This window comes from Archangium primigenium, from assembly GCF_016904885.1.
Lineage (GTDB): Bacteria > Myxococcota > Myxococcia > Myxococcales > Myxococcaceae > Cystobacter > Cystobacter primigenius.
Map to the genome: position 1 here is coordinate 1,407,810 of NZ_JADWYI010000001.1, position 15,919 is coordinate 1,423,728.

Consider the following 15,919-nt stretch of genomic DNA (forward strand, 5'->3'; position numbering starts at 1 on the left):
GGGGCGTCTGCTAGCGCGCCTCAACGTCTCGCCCGGGAGGAAAGCGTTCCATGCGGCTCGTGAAGATGGGGCTGGCCAGCGTCAATGTCACCGTGGGCGCCTTCGCCCGCAACGTGGACCGCGCGCTGGAGCAGGCGCGCAAGATGGCCGCCGAGGACGTCACCCTGGGCGTCTTCCAGGAAGCGCTCATCGGGGGCTATCCCCCCGAGGACCTGGTGCAGTGGCGCGGCTTCGTGGAGAACCAGTGGCCCCAGCTCGAGCGCTTCGCCCGGGAGACGGCCGCCTTGCCCACCGTGTTCGTGATCGGCGTGGCGGTGGCGCACCAGGGCCTGCGCTACAACTGCGCGGCCATCGTCGCGGGCGGCCGGGTGCTGGGGCTCATCCCCAAGGAGAAGCTGCCCACCTACGGCGTCTTCTACGACGGGCGCACGTTCTCGCGCGGCACGCCCGGCATGAACGAGTCCTACCGGGGCGTCCCCCTGGGCGACTTCCTCTTCCGCTTCGACTTCGGCGTGCTCGCCGCCGAGGTGTGCGAGGACATCTGGAGCCCGGATGGGCCCATGCGCCGGCGCACCTACTCGGGCGCGGAGGTGGTGGTGAACCTGTCCGCCTCGCCCTTCCGGGTGGGGCAGTCGGACACGCGCCGCGAGCAGATCGCCACGCGCGCGGCCGACTTCCAGTGCACCATCGCCTACTCCAACGCGCTGGGCAGCAACGACGGCCTCATCTTCGACGGCGGCGGCTACATCAACCAGAACGGCAAGCCCGTGGCCGAGGAGACGCGCTTCCGGGAGGGCTACGCCACGGCGGTGGTGGACCTGGACCGCACGCTGCGCCTGCGCACGGAGAACACCACCTGGCGGAGTGACCACGAGTCCTGGGTGAACGCGCACGGCACGCGCGTGCCCGTCCTCGACTGCACCCCGGTGGTCACTACCCGGCGCGAGGGCCTGCGCTACCCCGTGCCCTCGCACGGCAGCTTCTTCCTGCCCTCGCCCGACACGCGCCGCACCGCCCGCGTGGCGCTGTGCGAGGACATCCTCGACGCGCTGAGCCTGGGCGTGGGCGACTACTTCGAGAAGACGCGCGCCTTCAAGGTGATTGGCATCGCGCTGTCCGGCGGCCGGGACTCGCTGCTCACGCTGCTCGTGGCGCACCGCTACGCCAAACGCGCCCGGCCCGAGGACCCCGGCAGCCTCCTGCGCGCCTTCTACATGCCCAGCCGCTACTCCAGCGACGCCACGCGCGATGCCGCGGAGAGCATCGCGCGCGACCTGGGCGTGCCCTTCCAGGTGGTGCCCATCGAGGAGGCGTTCGACCGGGAGTTGGAGATCGCGCGCACCATGCTCGCCGGCGGCGAGGTGACGCCCATCACCGAGCAGAACATCCAGGCGCGGCTGCGCGCCCAGCGCATGTGGAACTGGTCCAACTCGAGCAGCGGCCTGTTCCTGCAGACGGGCAACATGAGCGAGCGCGCCGTGGGCTACACCACCATCGGCGGGGACCTGATGGGCGCGCTCGCCGTCATCGCCAACGTGCCCAAGACGGTGGTCATGTTCCTCTTGGACTACCTGCTCGAGCAGACCGGCTACGAGGGCATCCGCAAGGTGCTGGCCAAGCCGGCCGGGCCGGAGCTGGCGCACAACCAGGTGGGCGAGGAGGAGCTGATGCCCTTTCCCATCCTCGACGCGTGCTTCTTCCTCTTCGCGGGCGAGAAGCTCGTGCCCGCGGAGATGTTCGACGCGCTCGCGGCCATGTTCCCCCAGGTGGAGCCCGAACGGCTCCGGGGCTACGTGGAGAAGTTCAGCCGCCTCTTCCTCCAGTCCATCTACAAGTGGGTGCAGGCGCCGCTCTCCCTGCACATCGGCAACCTGGACCTGGATCGCGAGCGCGCCCTGCAACTGCCGGTCGTCACCAGCAGCGATTGGACGCGCGGCTGAGTGGCCGCATGCCTCCCGAGAGGGGAGGCGACCTGCCTTCCGGGGGACCCGCGGAGCCTTGCCGCGTGTCCAGCCCGGAACGAACTTCCCGTCACCCACACGACGGTTGGAGGTTCGGATGAAAGGCAAGATTCTGGCGGGGCTCGTGACGGCGATTTTCTACAGCGGCGCCGCCCTGGCCGGTGATGACGTGATGAAGCAGCAGCAGGGGGATTTGCAGGCGTCGCCGGACGGAATGAACGGCGCGGACTTCCAGCACAAGGAGCTCGGGGACTCGCGCATCCTGCCGCCCGACCAGGTGGGGATTGGGGGCTCGGGCCAGGCGGTCGCCCCGGCCGTGAAGCCTCCGCCGCCGGGCGCGCCCGCGGCCCAGGGCCAGACCCTGTTCTGCACGCCGGTCCAAGGCACGGGCGGCGCGGGCTTCCAGGAGCAGGCGCCGCTGCCGCCTCCTCCCCCGCCGCTGCACGAGCATGAGCACTCGTCGCTCCAGCGCGACTTCGACGAGCGGGCCGCCATCGGGGGCTCCGGCTACGACGTGAAGGAGAGCGAGCGGTGGCGCGAGACGGACAAGGAGAAGGCGCCCAAGGATCAGGGCCAGCGCAAGGGTGACATGCGCGGCCTCACGGTGCTCATCGGCGGCGGCGTCGAGGGCTACACCGGCGGTCTGGCTCCCGAGGTGCGTCCCGGCGCGGCGCTCGGCGTGACGGCGGCGCTCAAGCCCTCGAAGGTGCTCGGCATCGAGGTGGGCTACTCCGGCGCGGTGAACAACCTGCGTGAGGACGCGGGCGGCAGCGGCCCGGACATCATCCGCAACGGTGGCCAGGCGGCCCTGACGCTCGGCCTGACGGCCAGCCCCGTGCAGCCCTACGTGCTGGGCGGCATCGGCCTGAACCGCTACAACGTCCGCAACGGCGACGCGCTGGGCTTCCGCAGCGACACCAACGCCAACGTGCCGGTGGGTGGCGGTCTGCGCACGCACATCGGTGATTTCACCGCCGACGCCCGCATCAACTACAACTTCCTCGTGAACAACGACTTCGCGCCGGTGGCCGCGGACACGTGGACGGGCCGCTACACGGGCACCATCAACCTGGGCGGTACCTTCTAGGCCTCTCCCGGACTGACGAGGGCAGGACACTCCGCGGCGCGGTGCTCCACTCGAGCATCGCGCCGCGTCTTTTTCGCCGGTTCCCATGCGGCGTGAGGCGAGCCCGGGCATTAAGGTGGGCGCCTTTTCTCCAGGAGCAGGCACATGAGCTTGAAGACCGAGGACACGAAGGTGGGCACCGGGGCCGAGGCCACGGCGGGCAAGTCGGTGACGGTGCACTACGTGGGCACGCTCACCACGGGCGCGAAGTTCGACAGCAGCCGGGATCGCGGTCAGGGCTTCACCTTCCGCCTGGGGGCCGGTCAGGTCATCCAGGGGTGGGACCAGGGCGTGGCCGGCATGAAGGTGGGCGGGGTGCGCAAGCTCACCATCCCGCCGGAGCTGGGCTATGGGGCCCGGGGTTACCCGCCGGTCATTCCGCCCAACTCCACGCTCGTTTTCGAGGTGGAACTGCTGGACGTCCGTTAGGAGGACACCCATGGCCACTCAAGAAATCACCAAGGACAATTTCAAGGACATGGTGTCCAAGCAGGGCATCGTCATTCTCGACTGGTGGGCGGCCTGGTGTGGTCCCTGCCGCGCCTTCGCGCCCACCTTCGAGAAGGCGGCGGGCACCCACGCGGACATCGTCTTCGGGAAGATCGACACGGACGCGCAGCCCGAGCTGTCCGGTGCGTTCGAGATCCGCTCCATCCCCACGCTCATGGTCTTCCGCGACGGCATCATGCTGTTCAACCAGCCCGGGGCGCTGCCGGCTCCGGCCCTGGACGACCTCATCAAGCAGGTGCGGGCGCTGGACATGGACACGGTGCGCAAGGAAGTCGAGGCGCAGCGGGCCGCCAAGGAGCCTCAGGCCTGACCTGACGGACCCGGGGGCGGGGCGAGACCCGCCTCAACCCCGATGCACGCGGGGCCGTTCTGGGGCAGGCTCGGCGCATGACGTGGGCCCGGGTGCGCGACTGGTGGCGAGGCAGGACGGCTCAGCCCCTGCGTCCTTTCCTCGAGTGGTTGAGCCGCAGTCCGTTGCTGCTCGTGCTCCAGCTCCTGGTGCTGTGCCTGGTGTGGGGCACGTTCGACGTGCTGGGCCTCTCGAGCCTCTTCTTCCATGACGTGCCCCGGGTGACGTTCGTCGCGGGGTTCATGGCGGCGATGGTGCTCGGCCAGTTGTGCTTCGTCGGCTATCTGCTCGACGCGGACGAGTCCTGGGCCCTGGCCGCGCGAGGCGTGAAGCGCGCCGGACAGCCCCCCACGTTGGGGTGGTACCTGTTCCGCACGGGCATCTACCCCGTGCTGCTCGCCGTGTTGAGCGTGCCGGGCTTCACCCGACGGCACTTCGCCTTCCTCTTCGGAATCCTGGCGGCGCTGGGCACCATGGTGCTCATCACCCGGGGCACCGAGGCCCTGCAGCGCTGGAGCACGACGGGCTGGTCCTCGCACCGTCGGCTGCGGCGCATCCGGGCGCTGCTGTTCCGCCGTCGGCCCACCCACATCGTGGTGCTGCACGTGTTGCAGGCGTGGCTCTTGGGGCTCTTCGTGGCCGGCTACCTGGTGGTGGCGCTGACCGTGGCGATCACCGGCTACCCGGGGTGGGTGTCACCCGCGGTGGTCATCTGCGTGGCCATGGGCCTGGTGGGCGCCTCCTATGGGGCCCTGCGCTTCTTCTTCGCCGAGCGCTACCTGGGCTCCGTCCTCTTGGTGGGCACGGCGGTGTTGTTCTTCGGGCGCGCCTGCGCGGACATCTCCGTCTACGACGAGCTGACCCAGCCCCACACGCCCGCCTACGCCGTCTCGAGCCTGAAGCCGCCCGCCGAGGCGGGGCTGCTGGGCGACGAGGCGGTGCTCGACGCCTGGCTCGCGGGCATGTGGGAGGCGCCGCCCGCGGGGGCGCCGTGGCGCACGCCGGACGAGGCCCCGCCGACGGTGGAGGCGCGCTGCGGCGGTGGGGAGGCCCGGCCCCGGCTGGCGCTGGTGGCCACGAGCGGGGGCGGCATTCGCGCCGCGGCGTGGACGGCGCATGTGCTCGCGCGGCTCCAGGGCCCCGAGGGCGTGCCCGACTTCCACCGCTATGTGCGCCTGGTCACGGGGGCCTCGGGTGGCATGGTGGGGGCGGGCACCTGGGTGACGGGCCTGGAGCGCGAGGGCCTGCCCCGGCCGGAGTCCCTGCCGGAGATGATGGAGCGGGACAGCCTCTCGGCGGCGGCCATCGCGCTGCTCTTGCCCTTCGGGTTGGACCGGGGGCGCTCCTTGGAGCGGGCCTGGGTGGACTTCACGGACGGGCGACTCGGACGCTCCTTCGCGTCCCTCCAGCCCGGGGAGCGCGCCGGGTGGCTGCCCTCGCTCGTGTACTCGCCGATGATCGTGGAGGACGGTCGGCGCCTGCTGGTGAGCAACCTGGACCTGATGGGGCTCACCTCGTCGGAGGGGAGCCTGCTGACGGTGGAGCATGGGGGCGACCAGCGCCCGGCGGAGACGCGCTCCCGGCTGTCCCTCTCCAGCGTGCAGCTCTTCCAGCTCTTCCCCCAGGCCCAGCCGCGCTTCACCGTGGCCTCCGCGGCGCGCATGAGCGCGTCCTTCCCCTTCATGAGCCCGGCGAGCACCCTGCCCACCGCGCCCCGGGTGCGGATCGTGGACGCGGGCTACTACGACAACTATGGCGTGGACTTGGCCGTCATGTGGCTGCACGCCCACCGGGAGTGGATCCGCACGTGCACCTCCGGGGTGCTGCTGATTCAAATCCGCGATCACCTGGGCAACGGCCGGCGCGCCACGCTGCCCTCGTGGTTGGAGGACTCGCCGCGAGGGGGCGGGCTGACGTCTCCGGTGGAGGCGGTGCTCCGGGCGCGCGAGTCGAGCATGTCGTTTCGCAACGACGAGGTGCTCAGCGTGGTGCAGGACGAGCTCAACGTGTCCGAGCCGTGCTTCTTCACCACAGCCACCTTCGAGTTCAATGAGACCGCGCCCTTGAGCTGGGCCCTGACGAAGCAGGACACCACCCGGCTGCGGCACGCGGCGGACAGCGCCACGCTGGCCACCCAGGTGACGGCGGTGCGCGAGTGGCTCACCGCCAGTCCCGGGGCCCGGGCCCACGCCCTGCGGCATGGGCTGTGTCCCGGCCAGCGCGACGTCCTGCCCTGAGCCGCCTCAGTCGCAGGCGAGCACGGGCCTGAGGGCCGCGGCGAACTCCTCCTCGCCGGGATAGACGGGGTGGCGCACCCACGTGCGCGCCTCCACGCCGCCGCGCAGCAGGTGGGCGCCGCTCTCGGGCTCCACCGTCCACTCGGGCACGTCCCCCACCAGGTGCTCCACGCCCCACGGCGAGGCGCAGTCCTCCCAGTTCTCCTGGGACAGGTTGCCCCACGGGTAGCGCCGGCCGTCCGGCCCCCGCGCCGCCATCTCCCACTCGTCCGCCGTGGGCAGCCGCAGCGTCACCCCCTCCACCTGCGACAATTGCACACACAGGCGCTGGGCTTCCTTGTAGGCACCCAACCACACCTGCTCATGGTCAAGGGCGACACGGCTGGGTTGCGGCTGACCCATCCACTTCACCAGGAGGCGATCCACCGGAACCCGGGCGACGAAGAAGCCCCGGGCCCGCACGCGGCGGCTGGGGGGCGGGCCCACCAGGTGCTCCACGGGCGCCACCCAGCGCAGCGGCAGGCCCGAGCGGGCCAGGACATACTCGCCCTGCTCCTCCACCACGCCGTCGGGGAGCCGCTCCGGGCCCGGGCCGGTCTCCAGGGGCGTGCTGAGCGCGTGCAGGAGCAGGGAGGCCGCGTCCGTCACGGTCGGGGCGCCCACCAGCACCTGCCACAGCGGCTTGAGCGGATCCCTCCCGGGCACCGTGTCGGTGGGTTGCCGACGCTCCTGGAGGTAGCGGATGACCCCGTACCAGACCTGCTCCAGCAGCCGGCGCTCGCGCGGCGCGTCCACCTCCTGCAGCAGGGAGGGGGTGTCCGAGCCCTGCAAGAGGGGCAAGAGCTCGCGGGCGCGCAGCCGCGCGGCCGCCAGCGCCCCCGTCATGCGCACCTCCAGGTCGGCGTCGCGCAAGGCCGCCCGCAGCAGCCCCTCCACATGCGGGTGCGCGGTCGGCTCGCGCATGAGCCAGCGCAGCTCCTGACGCCTCTGTTCGAGCGTCGACAATCCCCGCGACAACACGGTTCCCTCCCGCGCCGAGGCCCCGGACGTGCCCAGACGCGGGTGGATTTGGACCCCCCAGCCCTTGTCGCCCGAGGCGTTCTGTCCCACGAGCGATTGGACCCGCAGCGTGTAGGGGCCAATCACCAGTTCATCCTCGAAGTGGACGACACACGGATGGTCCACGGGTTTGCCGTTGAGCCAGGTTCCGTTCTTCGAGTTCTCATCCAGCACAATGGTGGCTCCTTCAATGGCGACCAGTCGGCAGTGGGTGCGCGAGACGCTCCCGTTATCGAGGACGAGATCGTTCCCCGGGTCCCGGCCAATGGCGATTTCCCGCGCCGCCAGGGTCCCCGTCTGGGTGTTGCGATCTCCGATGAGCCCGACAGTGATGTTGAACACGCGTGCTCCTGGGTGGAGGAGGGCCAGTTCATCCGGCTGCCGTTATGACTTCCAAGCACGACGCATGCCAGGGCTGCTTTCCCAGGTTTATACCGTGACGTCAAAGACTTCCCGTGTTGTCTGGGTGTGAAGCGCCCGGGGGTCCGGGTCTCCTGATTTCCAATCACCCGGGAAATCTAACGCGCCACCACGCGGCCCCGGCCGGCCTGCTTCGCCTGGATGCAGGCCGCCTCGGCCGCATCCAACAAGTTTCCATAGGGCTCATGGGGACGCAGCATGGCCACGCCCACTGACACACTGCCCTGGAAGTCGCCCGCCTCCGAGGCGAAGCGCCGGTCGGCGAAGCGCCGCCGCACCCGCTCGGCCAGCCGCACGCCCATGTCCGCCGTCACCCCGTAGAGGCTCGCGGCGAAGGCGTCACCCTCCACCCGGCCGATGGGGCCCCGGCCATCCAGCGCCGCGGCGAACTCCTCCACCAGCGCGCCCAGGGCCACGTCCATGGCCTCGCGGCCGTGGGTGTCATTGCCTTCCTGGGTCTCGTCCAGGTCCACCCACAGCAGCGTGAGCGGCATCCGGGTGCCGTGCGCGTCGGAGACGCCGCGGGCCAGCAGGTGCTCGAAGTGGGGCCGCAGGTAGGCCCCGGTCTGAAGACATACCTGGAGGGCGCGCTCGCTCATGGCTCTGGCCTGGACACGTCAGTCGGACTTGCTCGAGGCGGCGCGTGTCTTGGCATGGGCCTTGTCGAAGCCCTCGTAGAAGCGCACCGCGTGCTCGCCCACCTTCTGCATGTGCTGGTTGTTGAGGTAGGCCGTCACCGGCGCCGCCACGAGGGGCATCGCCCGGCCGATCGTCCCCAGGCCGCCCTTCTTGAGCAGCACCTCGGCCACCTTGCCGAGCACCCGGGGCCCGGAGCGCTGCATGGGCCCCACGCCGGTGGAATAGCCATACAGGTCCAAGAGCTCGTGGGTCGCCCGCGCGCCCTTGAGGTTGACCTTGTAGAGCGTGGCCAGGTCCACGAGCAGGGTGAGCTGCAACCAGGCCATCACCGTGAGGTCCATGGGCAGACCCACGAGGCCAAACGCGCCGAAGACCCCCCCGGTCATGCTCGCCACGCTCTTCTTCTCGTCGATGAGCCGCTGGGCGCGCTCGCGCGTCTTGGCCGAGGGGTAGCGCTGCTCGAGCTCCAGGATGCGCTTGCGCGCGCGCGGCACCTCCTGGCGCACCAAATCCGTGAGCTTCGTGTCCGCGAGCTTCTTGAGCTCCGCGGGAGTGAGCTTCTTCACCCCGTCGGTGATGGGATCGTAGAACGCCATGTGCGTGCGGCCTCCCCTCGAGTCGTGAATGGTTGAGAGCTAGTAACCCCGCTCCGCGAGGTACAGGTCCACGAGCGCGCCCTCTTCGTACCAGGCATGGCGCATCTCGGAGTGGAACCAGCGCGAGTCCGGCTTGGCCGTGCGCACCTCGAGCTTGATCTGATTGGGCGCCGTGTCGATGACGGCCGCGCGCGCCTTGCAGGCCCCGCCCGGCTCCTCGCCGTACATGCCTTCCAGGCACACGTCGTCGCCCACGGACAGCCGGCGGGTGTACTCGGTGCCCAGGTAGCGGGCCTCGTCACAGGCGGCGCGGGCCGTGCGGCCCGTGTGTCCGGCGCACCGCTCGCGCAAGGGCGCGCGCACGATGGGGATGGCCCCCACGAACACGTCCTCGTCATTGGGGTTGGGCCGGAAGGCCTCCCGGCCGGTGCCACAGCCCGCCCACACCCAGAGCAGGGCACCACATGCCCACGTCCGCTTCATCACGTCCCTCGCCTCGGGGACGCTCCAGGCGCCCCCCGCTCCCTCGCGGGAGCCAGAATGGGCGCCGAGCATCGCAAGCCCGGAGGGGGGCGTAAAGCCGAGCCACGCCCGGCCCTCCGCGCTCAGGCGATGCGCCGGGCCGGGCCCGGGATCTCCTCTTGGATGCCGGGCACGACGCGGTTGGCCGCGTCCACGAACACCACCGTGGGCTTCCAGCCGCGCGCCTCGTTCTCCTCCACCTCCGCGAAGGTGGCGATGATGACCAGGTCGCCCGGCTTGTTCAGGTGCGCCGCCGCGCCGTTGATGCAGATGACGCCGCTGCCCGCCTCGCCCTCCAGCGCGTAGGTCTCCAGGCGGGTGCCCTGCGTCACGTTCCACACCGCCACCTTCTCGAAGGGCAGGATGTCGGCGGCGTGCAGCAGGTCGCGGTCGATGGTGACCGAGCCTTCGTAATCCAGGTCGGCCTGGGTCACGGTCGCGCGGTGGATCTTGGACTTGAAGAGGATTCGGCGCATGGGGATGTCGGGGGTTCCCGGAAGATTGCCGCGCAACCGTAACGGGGGACGCGCCAGCGGACAACGGACAATGGATGGCCCGCCCGCCTGCTCGCGCCCCCCTCGGGCTCCCTCAACGCAGGAAATTCAGGACTTGAGAGATATCCAGCGGCACGCGCTCGGACCCGGACACCAGCTGGCCGTCCATCTTCACCTGGGCGCTGCTGCCCGAGCGCAGGGCGTTGGCCGCGGACAGGGCGCTGGCGAAGTTGATGGTGAGCGGCAGCTTGAGCTCGCGCGAGGCGCCGGGCTCGAGCATGCCGAGGTTGCCGGTGGAGAGGTTGCCCACGTTGGCGCCGGCGATCTTCATGGCGCCGGTGATGCCCGCCACCGGCAGGGCGAAGCTGTTGCGGTTCTTCACCACCAGGGGGAACTCCACCGTGGCGCCCTGCAGGGACATGGTGGTGATGCGCGGGGCGTTGAACTGCACCTGGGGCACCTTGGGGATCTCGAAGGTGCCCTCGTGCTGCAGGGGGAAGCTGAGCACGCCCAGGGGCGTCTTCACGCCGATGGAGCCCTGGGCCCGGTAGCGCGCGGCGTCCTTGTTGAGGAAGGTGGACACCACGGGGACCAGGTCCGCGAAGCGCACGTTGGCGGGGAAGACGAGGTCCGACTTGCCCTTGGCGGCGATGCTGAGCCCGGTGGGCGGGGTGCCGGCCACCACCTGCTTGTCCTCGACGAAGAAGGCGTAGTTCACCGAGGCCAGGCTCAGGCCGAGGGGGTTGGGGTTGTCGAGCTGGTAGACGAGGTCCACCGTGGCGTCGGACAGCGAGGCCTGGGACAGGCGCGCCGTCTTGAAGGTGAAGCGCGGCTTCTGGAAGGCCTTCTTGAAGAGGTTCTGCAGGGCGGCGCAGCCGGTGAGCATCAGCAGACAGGCCGTGGCGACGAGGAGGCGGGAGCGGGGAGTCTTCATGGGCATGGGCGGCGTGCGATTCAACGGCGAAAGGAACGGGCCGTCACCCGAGCAGTGCGCGGGCCGGAGGGGGATGGTAAGTCTTGAGCATCGTGAAACCGTACGAATTCCGGTGGTGGCCCGCGCTGCTGTGGGTCCTGTTGTGGCTGCCCGCGTGCAAGCGGGGCGCGGAGGCCGAGCCGGTGCGCACGCTCGCGCTCACACCGTGCCGGCTGGAGGGGGTGGGCCGCCAGGCCCTGTGCGGCACCCTGGAGGTGTGGGAGGACCGCGTGGCGAAGCAGGGGCGCAAGGTGCCCCTGAAGGTCGTCGTGGTGCCGGCGCTCGCCTCGTCGCCGCGGCCGGATCCCCTGGTGCTGCTGGCGGGAGGCCCCGGCCAGGGCGCCGCGAAGCTGGCCCGGCATGTCATGCCCCTGCTCGAGCGCATCCAGCGCCAGCGCGACCTCGTCTTCGTGGACCAGCGGGGCACGGGTGACTCGGGGCCGCTCAAGTGCGAGCCCGTGCCGCCCGACGCGCCGCTCACCGCCCAGTTCGACGACACCTTCCCGGAGCAGGCCTTCCGCGAGTGCCTGAAGGGCTATGACGCGGACGTGCGGCTGTACACCACGCCCATCGCCATGGATGACCTGGACGAGGTGCGACAGGCCCTCGGCTACCAGACGCTCAACCTCTGGGGCGTGTCCTACGGCACGCGCGCCGCGCTCGTGTACATGCGCCAGCACCCGGAGCACGTGCGCTCGGTCATCCTCGACGGCGTGGCGCCCATGTCCCTCCTGCTGCCGCTCTACGTCGCGCGCGACAGCCAGCGCTCGTTGGACCTGCTCTTCGCGAGCTGCGAGGAGGACGCGGTGTGCACGAAGCGCTACCCGAACCTGCGGGGCCGCTTCCAGGAGCTGCTCGCGCGGCTTTCGCGCGAGCCCTTGAAGACGCGGGTGGACCACCCCCTGTCCGGCGCGCCCGAGGACGTGACGCTCACCCACGCGGGCGTCACCGCGGCGCTGCGCGGCCTGCTCTACTCGCCCGAGGCGGCGGCGATGCTGCCGCTCATCATCGACCGGGCCACCCAGGGGGACTGGCGGCCCTTCGTCGCCATCCACGCCAACATGAGCGGGGGCTACGACAGCAACCTCGCCCAGGGCCTGTTCCTGTCCGTGGTGTGCACCGAGGACGCGCCGCTCATCTCCGACGCGGCCATCACCCGCGAGTCCAAGGACACGTGGATGGGCGAGCGCGCCCTGCGCGACATGCTCCGGCCGTGCGACTTCTGGCCCCGGGGCCGCGTGCCCGAGGGCTACCGCGACCCGGTGACGTCCGACGTGCCCGTGCTCCTGCTCTCCGGGGAGCTGGATCCGGTGACGCCGCCCGCGTGGGCCGAGGACGCCCAGAAGACGCTCCCGCACAGCCTGCACGTGGTGCTGCCCGGCGTGGGCCATGGCACCAGCTCCATTGGCTGCGCGCGGGCCTTGATGGCGGACGTCCTCCAGCGCGGGAGCGTGGACGGCCTCGAGGCCAAGTGCGGCCAGGGGCTCGTGCGGCCCCCCTTCTTCACCTCCTTCGCGGGACCGGTGCCATGATCGACGTGAAGCACCTGCACAAGCGCTTTGGCCAGGTGACGGCCGTGGAGGACGTGACGTTCCGCGCCGAGGACGGCGTGGTGACGGGGCTGCTCGGGCCCAACGGCGCGGGCAAGACGACCACCCTGCGCATGCTCTACACGCTCATCCGCCCGGATCGGGGCCAGGCCACGGTGGATGGGTTGGACGTGGCCGAGCGTCCCCTGGAGGTGCGCCAGGCCATCGGCGTGCTGCCGGACGCGCGCGGCCTCTATCCGCGCCTCACCGCGCGCGAGCACGTGCGCTACGCGGGTGAGCTGCACGGCCTGTCCGGCGCGGCACTGGACCAGCGCATCGGCGAGCTGGTGGAGCTGTTGGACATGAGGGAGATCGCGGACCGGCGCACGGAGGGCTTCAGCCAGGGCGAGCGCATGAAGGTGGCGCTGGCGCGGGCGCTGGTGCACGGGCCGCGCAACGTGCTGCTCGACGAGCCCACCAACGGTCTGGACGTGATGAGCACCCGCGCGGTGCGCACGCTCATCCAGCGGCTGCGCGAGCGGGGGCACTGCATCGTGTTCTCCAGCCACGTGATGCAGGAGGTGGCGGCGCTGTGCGACCGCATCGTCGTGGTGGCGCGGGGACGGGTGGTGGCGGACGGCACGGCGGACGAGTTGCGCGCGCGCACGGGCAAGGACAGCCTCGAGGAGGCCTTCGTGACGGTCATCGGCAGTGAGCAGGGGTTGATGCAGTGAAGGCGCTCTTCTCCACGGTCTTCAAGAAGGAACTGCGCGACCATCTGCGCGACCGGCGCTCGGTGGCGAGCGCGGTGGGCTTCACGCTGATGGGGCCGCTCCTGTTCGGGATGATGTTCACGGTGATGGCCTCCTGGGTGCGCGAGGACAAGCCGCTGGAGCTGCCGGTGGTGGGCCGCACGCACGCGCCGAGCCTGGTGGCGTTCCTGGAGCGCGCGGGGGCGAAGCTGTCCGAGGCGCCCCAGGACTACGAGGCGCTCATCCAGGCGGGCAAGGTGGACACGGTGCTCGTCATCCCCGACACCTACGGCAAGGACTTCTCCGAGGGTCACTCGGCGGCGGTGCACCTGGTGATGGACAACTCGCGCAACCAGGCGCGCAAGACGGTGCAACGCGCGCGGCAGTTGCTCGCGGCGTACTCGGGGATGCTGGGCTCGCAGCGCCTGCTGGCGCGCGGCGTGGCGCCGGAGCTGGCCGCGCCCTTGAAGGTCGAGGAGGTGGACCTGTCCACGCCCGAGCGGCTGGCGGCGACCCTGCTCACCATCATCCCCATCTTCCTGGTGTTCGCGACGTTCTCGGGCGGGATGAACGTGGCCATCGACGCCATGGCGGGCGAGCGCGAGCGCGGCTCGCTGGAGTCCCTGCTGCTCAACCCCGTGCGGCGCGAGGCGCTGGTGATGGGCAAGTGGATGACGGCGGTGGTGTTCGCGGTGGTGGCGGCCACGGTGTGTCTGCTCGGCTTCGTGGGGGTGATGACCCAGGTGCCCCTGCAGGACCTGGGCGTGAAGGTGCGGCTGGATGCCGTGGCGGTGCTGTGTCTGTGGGCGGGCGTGCTGCCGCTCGCGCTCATGGCCTCGGCGGTGCAGATGCTCCTGTCCACCTTCGCGCGCTCCTTCAAGGAAGCCCAGACCTACATCCAGGTGCTGATGCTCCTGCCGATGATTCCCGGCATGGTGCTGGTGCTCTCGCCCGTGCAAAGCCAGACGTGGATGTTCGCGGTGCCGGTGCTGGGCCAGGAGATGATCATCCAGGAGGTAATTCGGGGTGAGCCCCTGGGGGTGTTGCCCTTCCTGCTGGGATTGGCGAGCTGTGCCGCGCTCGCGGGGGTATTCCTCGCGTGGACGGCGCGCCTGCTCGCCGACGAGCGCATCATCTTCGGGCGGTCTTGAATAAAAACCGGTTTTTCGTGCATTCTCCCATGAATAGGATTTTCCCGTGGGAGCGAATCATGAAGCACGATGAGCGGACGTGGTGGGGACGAGGGGTGGTCCTGGCGGGGCTCGCGGCCCTCTTCTCTGGAGCCGGGTGCGACCCCCGAGCGGAAGAGAGCGCCGGACCCGAGCAGCGGACGTTCGCGCTCACCGGGCTCGCGGGTGACACCCGGTGTGGCTGGGGCGACACGGATTGCAACCTGTGCGTCAACGGGGTCGTCTCGGCGTTCAACAACCTGCGGGACCATGGCGAGCCCCTGGGTTTCCACGCGGGGGGCTACGACCTCAACCTGGCCTATCCGAGCAGCGATCACCTGGAGGGCATCCAGCGGTTGAAGAGTGGCCAGGGGCGCTACTTCGTCGTGTCCAAGCGGGATGGCCGGAGTGCCTCGTCCGCCTATGTGGCTCACTCCGTGTTCATGGAGTCGCGTGATACGGCGGGCCAACGCCTGCGTTCCAACCGACTGTCCTATGGGACCTCCCAACCCGAGGACACCTCACCCTTCTCGGTGGATCGGGTGGTGGCTGGATTGGGGGCGGGAGATGGGTACAAGTATGGCGGTGGGCTCCAGGCTTCCGGCAACATCGTCGCCCTTCCCCTGGAGGAGGGTCCGGGCGGTGGCAAGGTGGTGCTCTACGACTACGGCGATCCCTCCAACCCGGTCTGGCTTGGCACGGTTCCCGGAGCCAGCAACGCCGCGGGGACCGCATCCTTGACGAAGCTCGACGACGGACACTTCATGCTCGTCATTGGACAGGGGGATGCGAAGACGCTCGAATTCTATCGCTCGTCCACCCCGGTGCTCTCCCCCTCCACCACCTGGGAGCCCTACGACACCTGGACCCAAGCGGAGATCGCGTCGGGGGAGTGGGGCGCCTTTCAGAGCCTGAACTTCGTCACGGATTGCGGCGAGGGGCGGCTGTATTTGATCGGCACGCGGCTCGGAGGGCTGCGCTGGGGCGCGGTGAGCGATGACTATGCCCACCTCTACGAGATCACGCTCACTCCCAACGTGACCATCCGGAGTGTCGCCTCCAAGCACTTCTATTGCAGCAATGATGGCTCGCGGCAGTGCAACTTCGACGCCGCGGGGGGCGCCTTCGTGGACCGGGATCGCAATCTGCTGCTTTATGTCACCGAGCACGCGGATGATGGTCCTGGGGGCTCGGTGAAGATGATGGAGTACCGGAGCATCTTCCCCAACGCCGCCTGTGGTTACGACATCAACCAGGCTTTCGTCGACTTCTACGACGACTCCAACTTCAGTGACCGGGGCTTCATCTTCGACTACGCGGATCGCTTCCAGAAAAACTGGGCCCGATTCAGCAACGTCGACAACTTCAACGACAAGGCCTCGGCGGTCCGCTACTGCATTCCTCCCGGCTATCGCGTCCGGCTCTACAAGGACTCGAACTACAGCGGGAAGACCAAGGACCTGGTGGGGACGGGCGCGCCCACGTCGGTCAACCTCAACAACTGGGGCTTCGGGGACGAGACGTCAGCGGCCCAATGGCTGTCGTTCTGAAGGAAGCCCGCCGGCGGGTGAACACGGCGTGAG

Annotated in this window: 15 protein-coding genes; 9 read left to right on the top strand and 6 right to left on the bottom strand. The window is 69.9% G+C overall.

The genetic code is table 11. The features are described from left to right. The first annotated feature begins 50 nt into the window (after nucleotides 1-50). From nadE to I3V78_RS06145, 5 genes are all read left to right on the top strand, one after another. Nucleotides 51-1,940 carry an NAD(+) synthase gene (nadE, locus tag I3V78_RS06125; RefSeq protein WP_204485376.1) on the top strand — a complete coding sequence of 630 codons (1,890 nt, stop codon included), beginning with the start codon at nucleotides 51-53 and terminating at the stop codon, nucleotides 1,938-1,940. Nucleotides 1,941-2,058: 118 nt separating this feature from the next. Beyond that, nucleotides 2,059-3,048, top strand: coding sequence for an outer membrane protein (locus I3V78_RS06130; RefSeq protein WP_204485377.1), 990 nt, complete (start codon nucleotides 2,059-2,061; stop codon nucleotides 3,046-3,048). A 144-nt stretch (nucleotides 3,049-3,192) separates the two neighbouring features. After that, on the top strand, nucleotides 3,193-3,516 hold the full coding sequence (locus tag I3V78_RS06135; protein ID WP_204485378.1) for an FKBP-type peptidyl-prolyl cis-trans isomerase: 324 nt from the start codon (nucleotides 3,193-3,195) through the stop codon (nucleotides 3,514-3,516). Between the two features lie 10 nt (nucleotides 3,517-3,526). Then, on the top strand, nucleotides 3,527-3,907 hold the full coding sequence (gene trxA / locus I3V78_RS06140; protein WP_204485379.1) for a thioredoxin: 381 nt from the start codon (nucleotides 3,527-3,529) through the stop codon (nucleotides 3,905-3,907). Nucleotides 3,908-3,984: 77 nt separating this feature from the next. Beyond that, the gene (locus I3V78_RS06145; protein WP_204485380.1) at nucleotides 3,985-6,183 is read left to right on the top strand and encodes a patatin-like phospholipase family protein; all 2,199 of its coding nucleotides are present in this window, start codon (nucleotides 3,985-3,987) and stop codon (nucleotides 6,181-6,183) included. Nucleotides 6,184-6,189: 6 nt separating this feature from the next. Here I3V78_RS06145 and I3V78_RS06150 read toward each other — a convergent pair whose 3' ends face one another. The 6 genes from I3V78_RS06150 to I3V78_RS06175 all read right to left on the bottom strand — a co-directional run bounded on the left by I3V78_RS06150 (nucleotide 6,190) and on the right by I3V78_RS06175 (nucleotide 10,853). After that, nucleotides 6,190-7,584, bottom strand: coding sequence for an FHA domain-containing protein (locus I3V78_RS06150; RefSeq protein ID WP_204485381.1), 1,395 nt, complete (start codon nucleotides 7,582-7,584; stop codon nucleotides 6,190-6,192). Nucleotides 7,585-7,760: 176 nt separating this feature from the next. Next, the gene (locus tag I3V78_RS06155) at nucleotides 7,761-8,261 is read right to left on the bottom strand and encodes a GGDEF domain-containing protein (RefSeq protein ID WP_204485382.1); all 501 of its coding nucleotides are present in this window, start codon (nucleotides 8,259-8,261) and stop codon (nucleotides 7,761-7,763) included. Nucleotides 8,262-8,279: 18 nt separating this feature from the next. Beyond that, nucleotides 8,280-8,897, bottom strand: coding sequence for an EcsC family protein (locus tag I3V78_RS06160; RefSeq protein ID WP_204485383.1), 618 nt, complete (start codon nucleotides 8,895-8,897; stop codon nucleotides 8,280-8,282). Nucleotides 8,898-8,936: 39 nt separating this feature from the next. Further along, entirely contained in the window at nucleotides 8,937-9,380 is a 444-nt protein-coding gene (locus I3V78_RS06165; RefSeq protein ID WP_204485384.1) for a hypothetical protein, read from the bottom strand. Nucleotides 9,381-9,502: 122 nt separating this feature from the next. Then, nucleotides 9,503-9,895, bottom strand: a complete 393-nt coding sequence (panD, locus tag I3V78_RS06170; RefSeq protein WP_204485385.1) for an aspartate 1-decarboxylase — start codon at nucleotides 9,893-9,895, stop codon at nucleotides 9,503-9,505. Nucleotides 9,896-10,007: 112 nt separating this feature from the next. Continuing rightward, the gene (locus I3V78_RS06175; protein WP_204485386.1) at nucleotides 10,008-10,853 is read right to left on the bottom strand and encodes an LEA/WHy family protein; all 846 of its coding nucleotides are present in this window, start codon (nucleotides 10,851-10,853) and stop codon (nucleotides 10,008-10,010) included. Nucleotides 10,854-10,939: 86 nt separating this feature from the next. On the opposite strand from I3V78_RS06175, the gene I3V78_RS06180 reads away from it, so the two are divergent. From I3V78_RS06180 to I3V78_RS06195, 4 genes are read left to right on the top strand one after another with little or no spacing between them, the layout of a single operon-like run. Beyond that, complete coding sequence (locus I3V78_RS06180) at nucleotides 10,940-12,418, top strand: alpha/beta hydrolase (RefSeq protein ID WP_338023847.1); 1,479 nt, start codon at nucleotides 10,940-10,942, stop codon at nucleotides 12,416-12,418. Then, nucleotides 12,415-13,149, top strand: a complete 735-nt coding sequence (locus I3V78_RS06185; protein WP_204485387.1) for an ABC transporter ATP-binding protein — start codon at nucleotides 12,415-12,417, stop codon at nucleotides 13,147-13,149. Before I3V78_RS06180 ends, I3V78_RS06185 begins: the two co-directional genes overlap by 4 nt. Next, on the top strand, nucleotides 13,146-14,318 hold the full coding sequence (locus tag I3V78_RS06190; RefSeq protein ID WP_204485388.1) for an ABC transporter permease: 1,173 nt from the start codon (nucleotides 13,146-13,148) through the stop codon (nucleotides 14,316-14,318). Before I3V78_RS06185 ends, I3V78_RS06190 begins: the two co-directional genes overlap by 4 nt. 59 nt (nucleotides 14,319-14,377) lie before the next feature. After that, nucleotides 14,378-15,886 carry a hypothetical protein gene (locus tag I3V78_RS06195; protein ID WP_204485389.1) on the top strand — a complete coding sequence of 503 codons (1,509 nt, stop codon included), beginning with the start codon at nucleotides 14,378-14,380 and terminating at the stop codon, nucleotides 15,884-15,886. The last annotated feature ends 33 nt before the right edge of the window (nucleotides 15,887-15,919 follow it).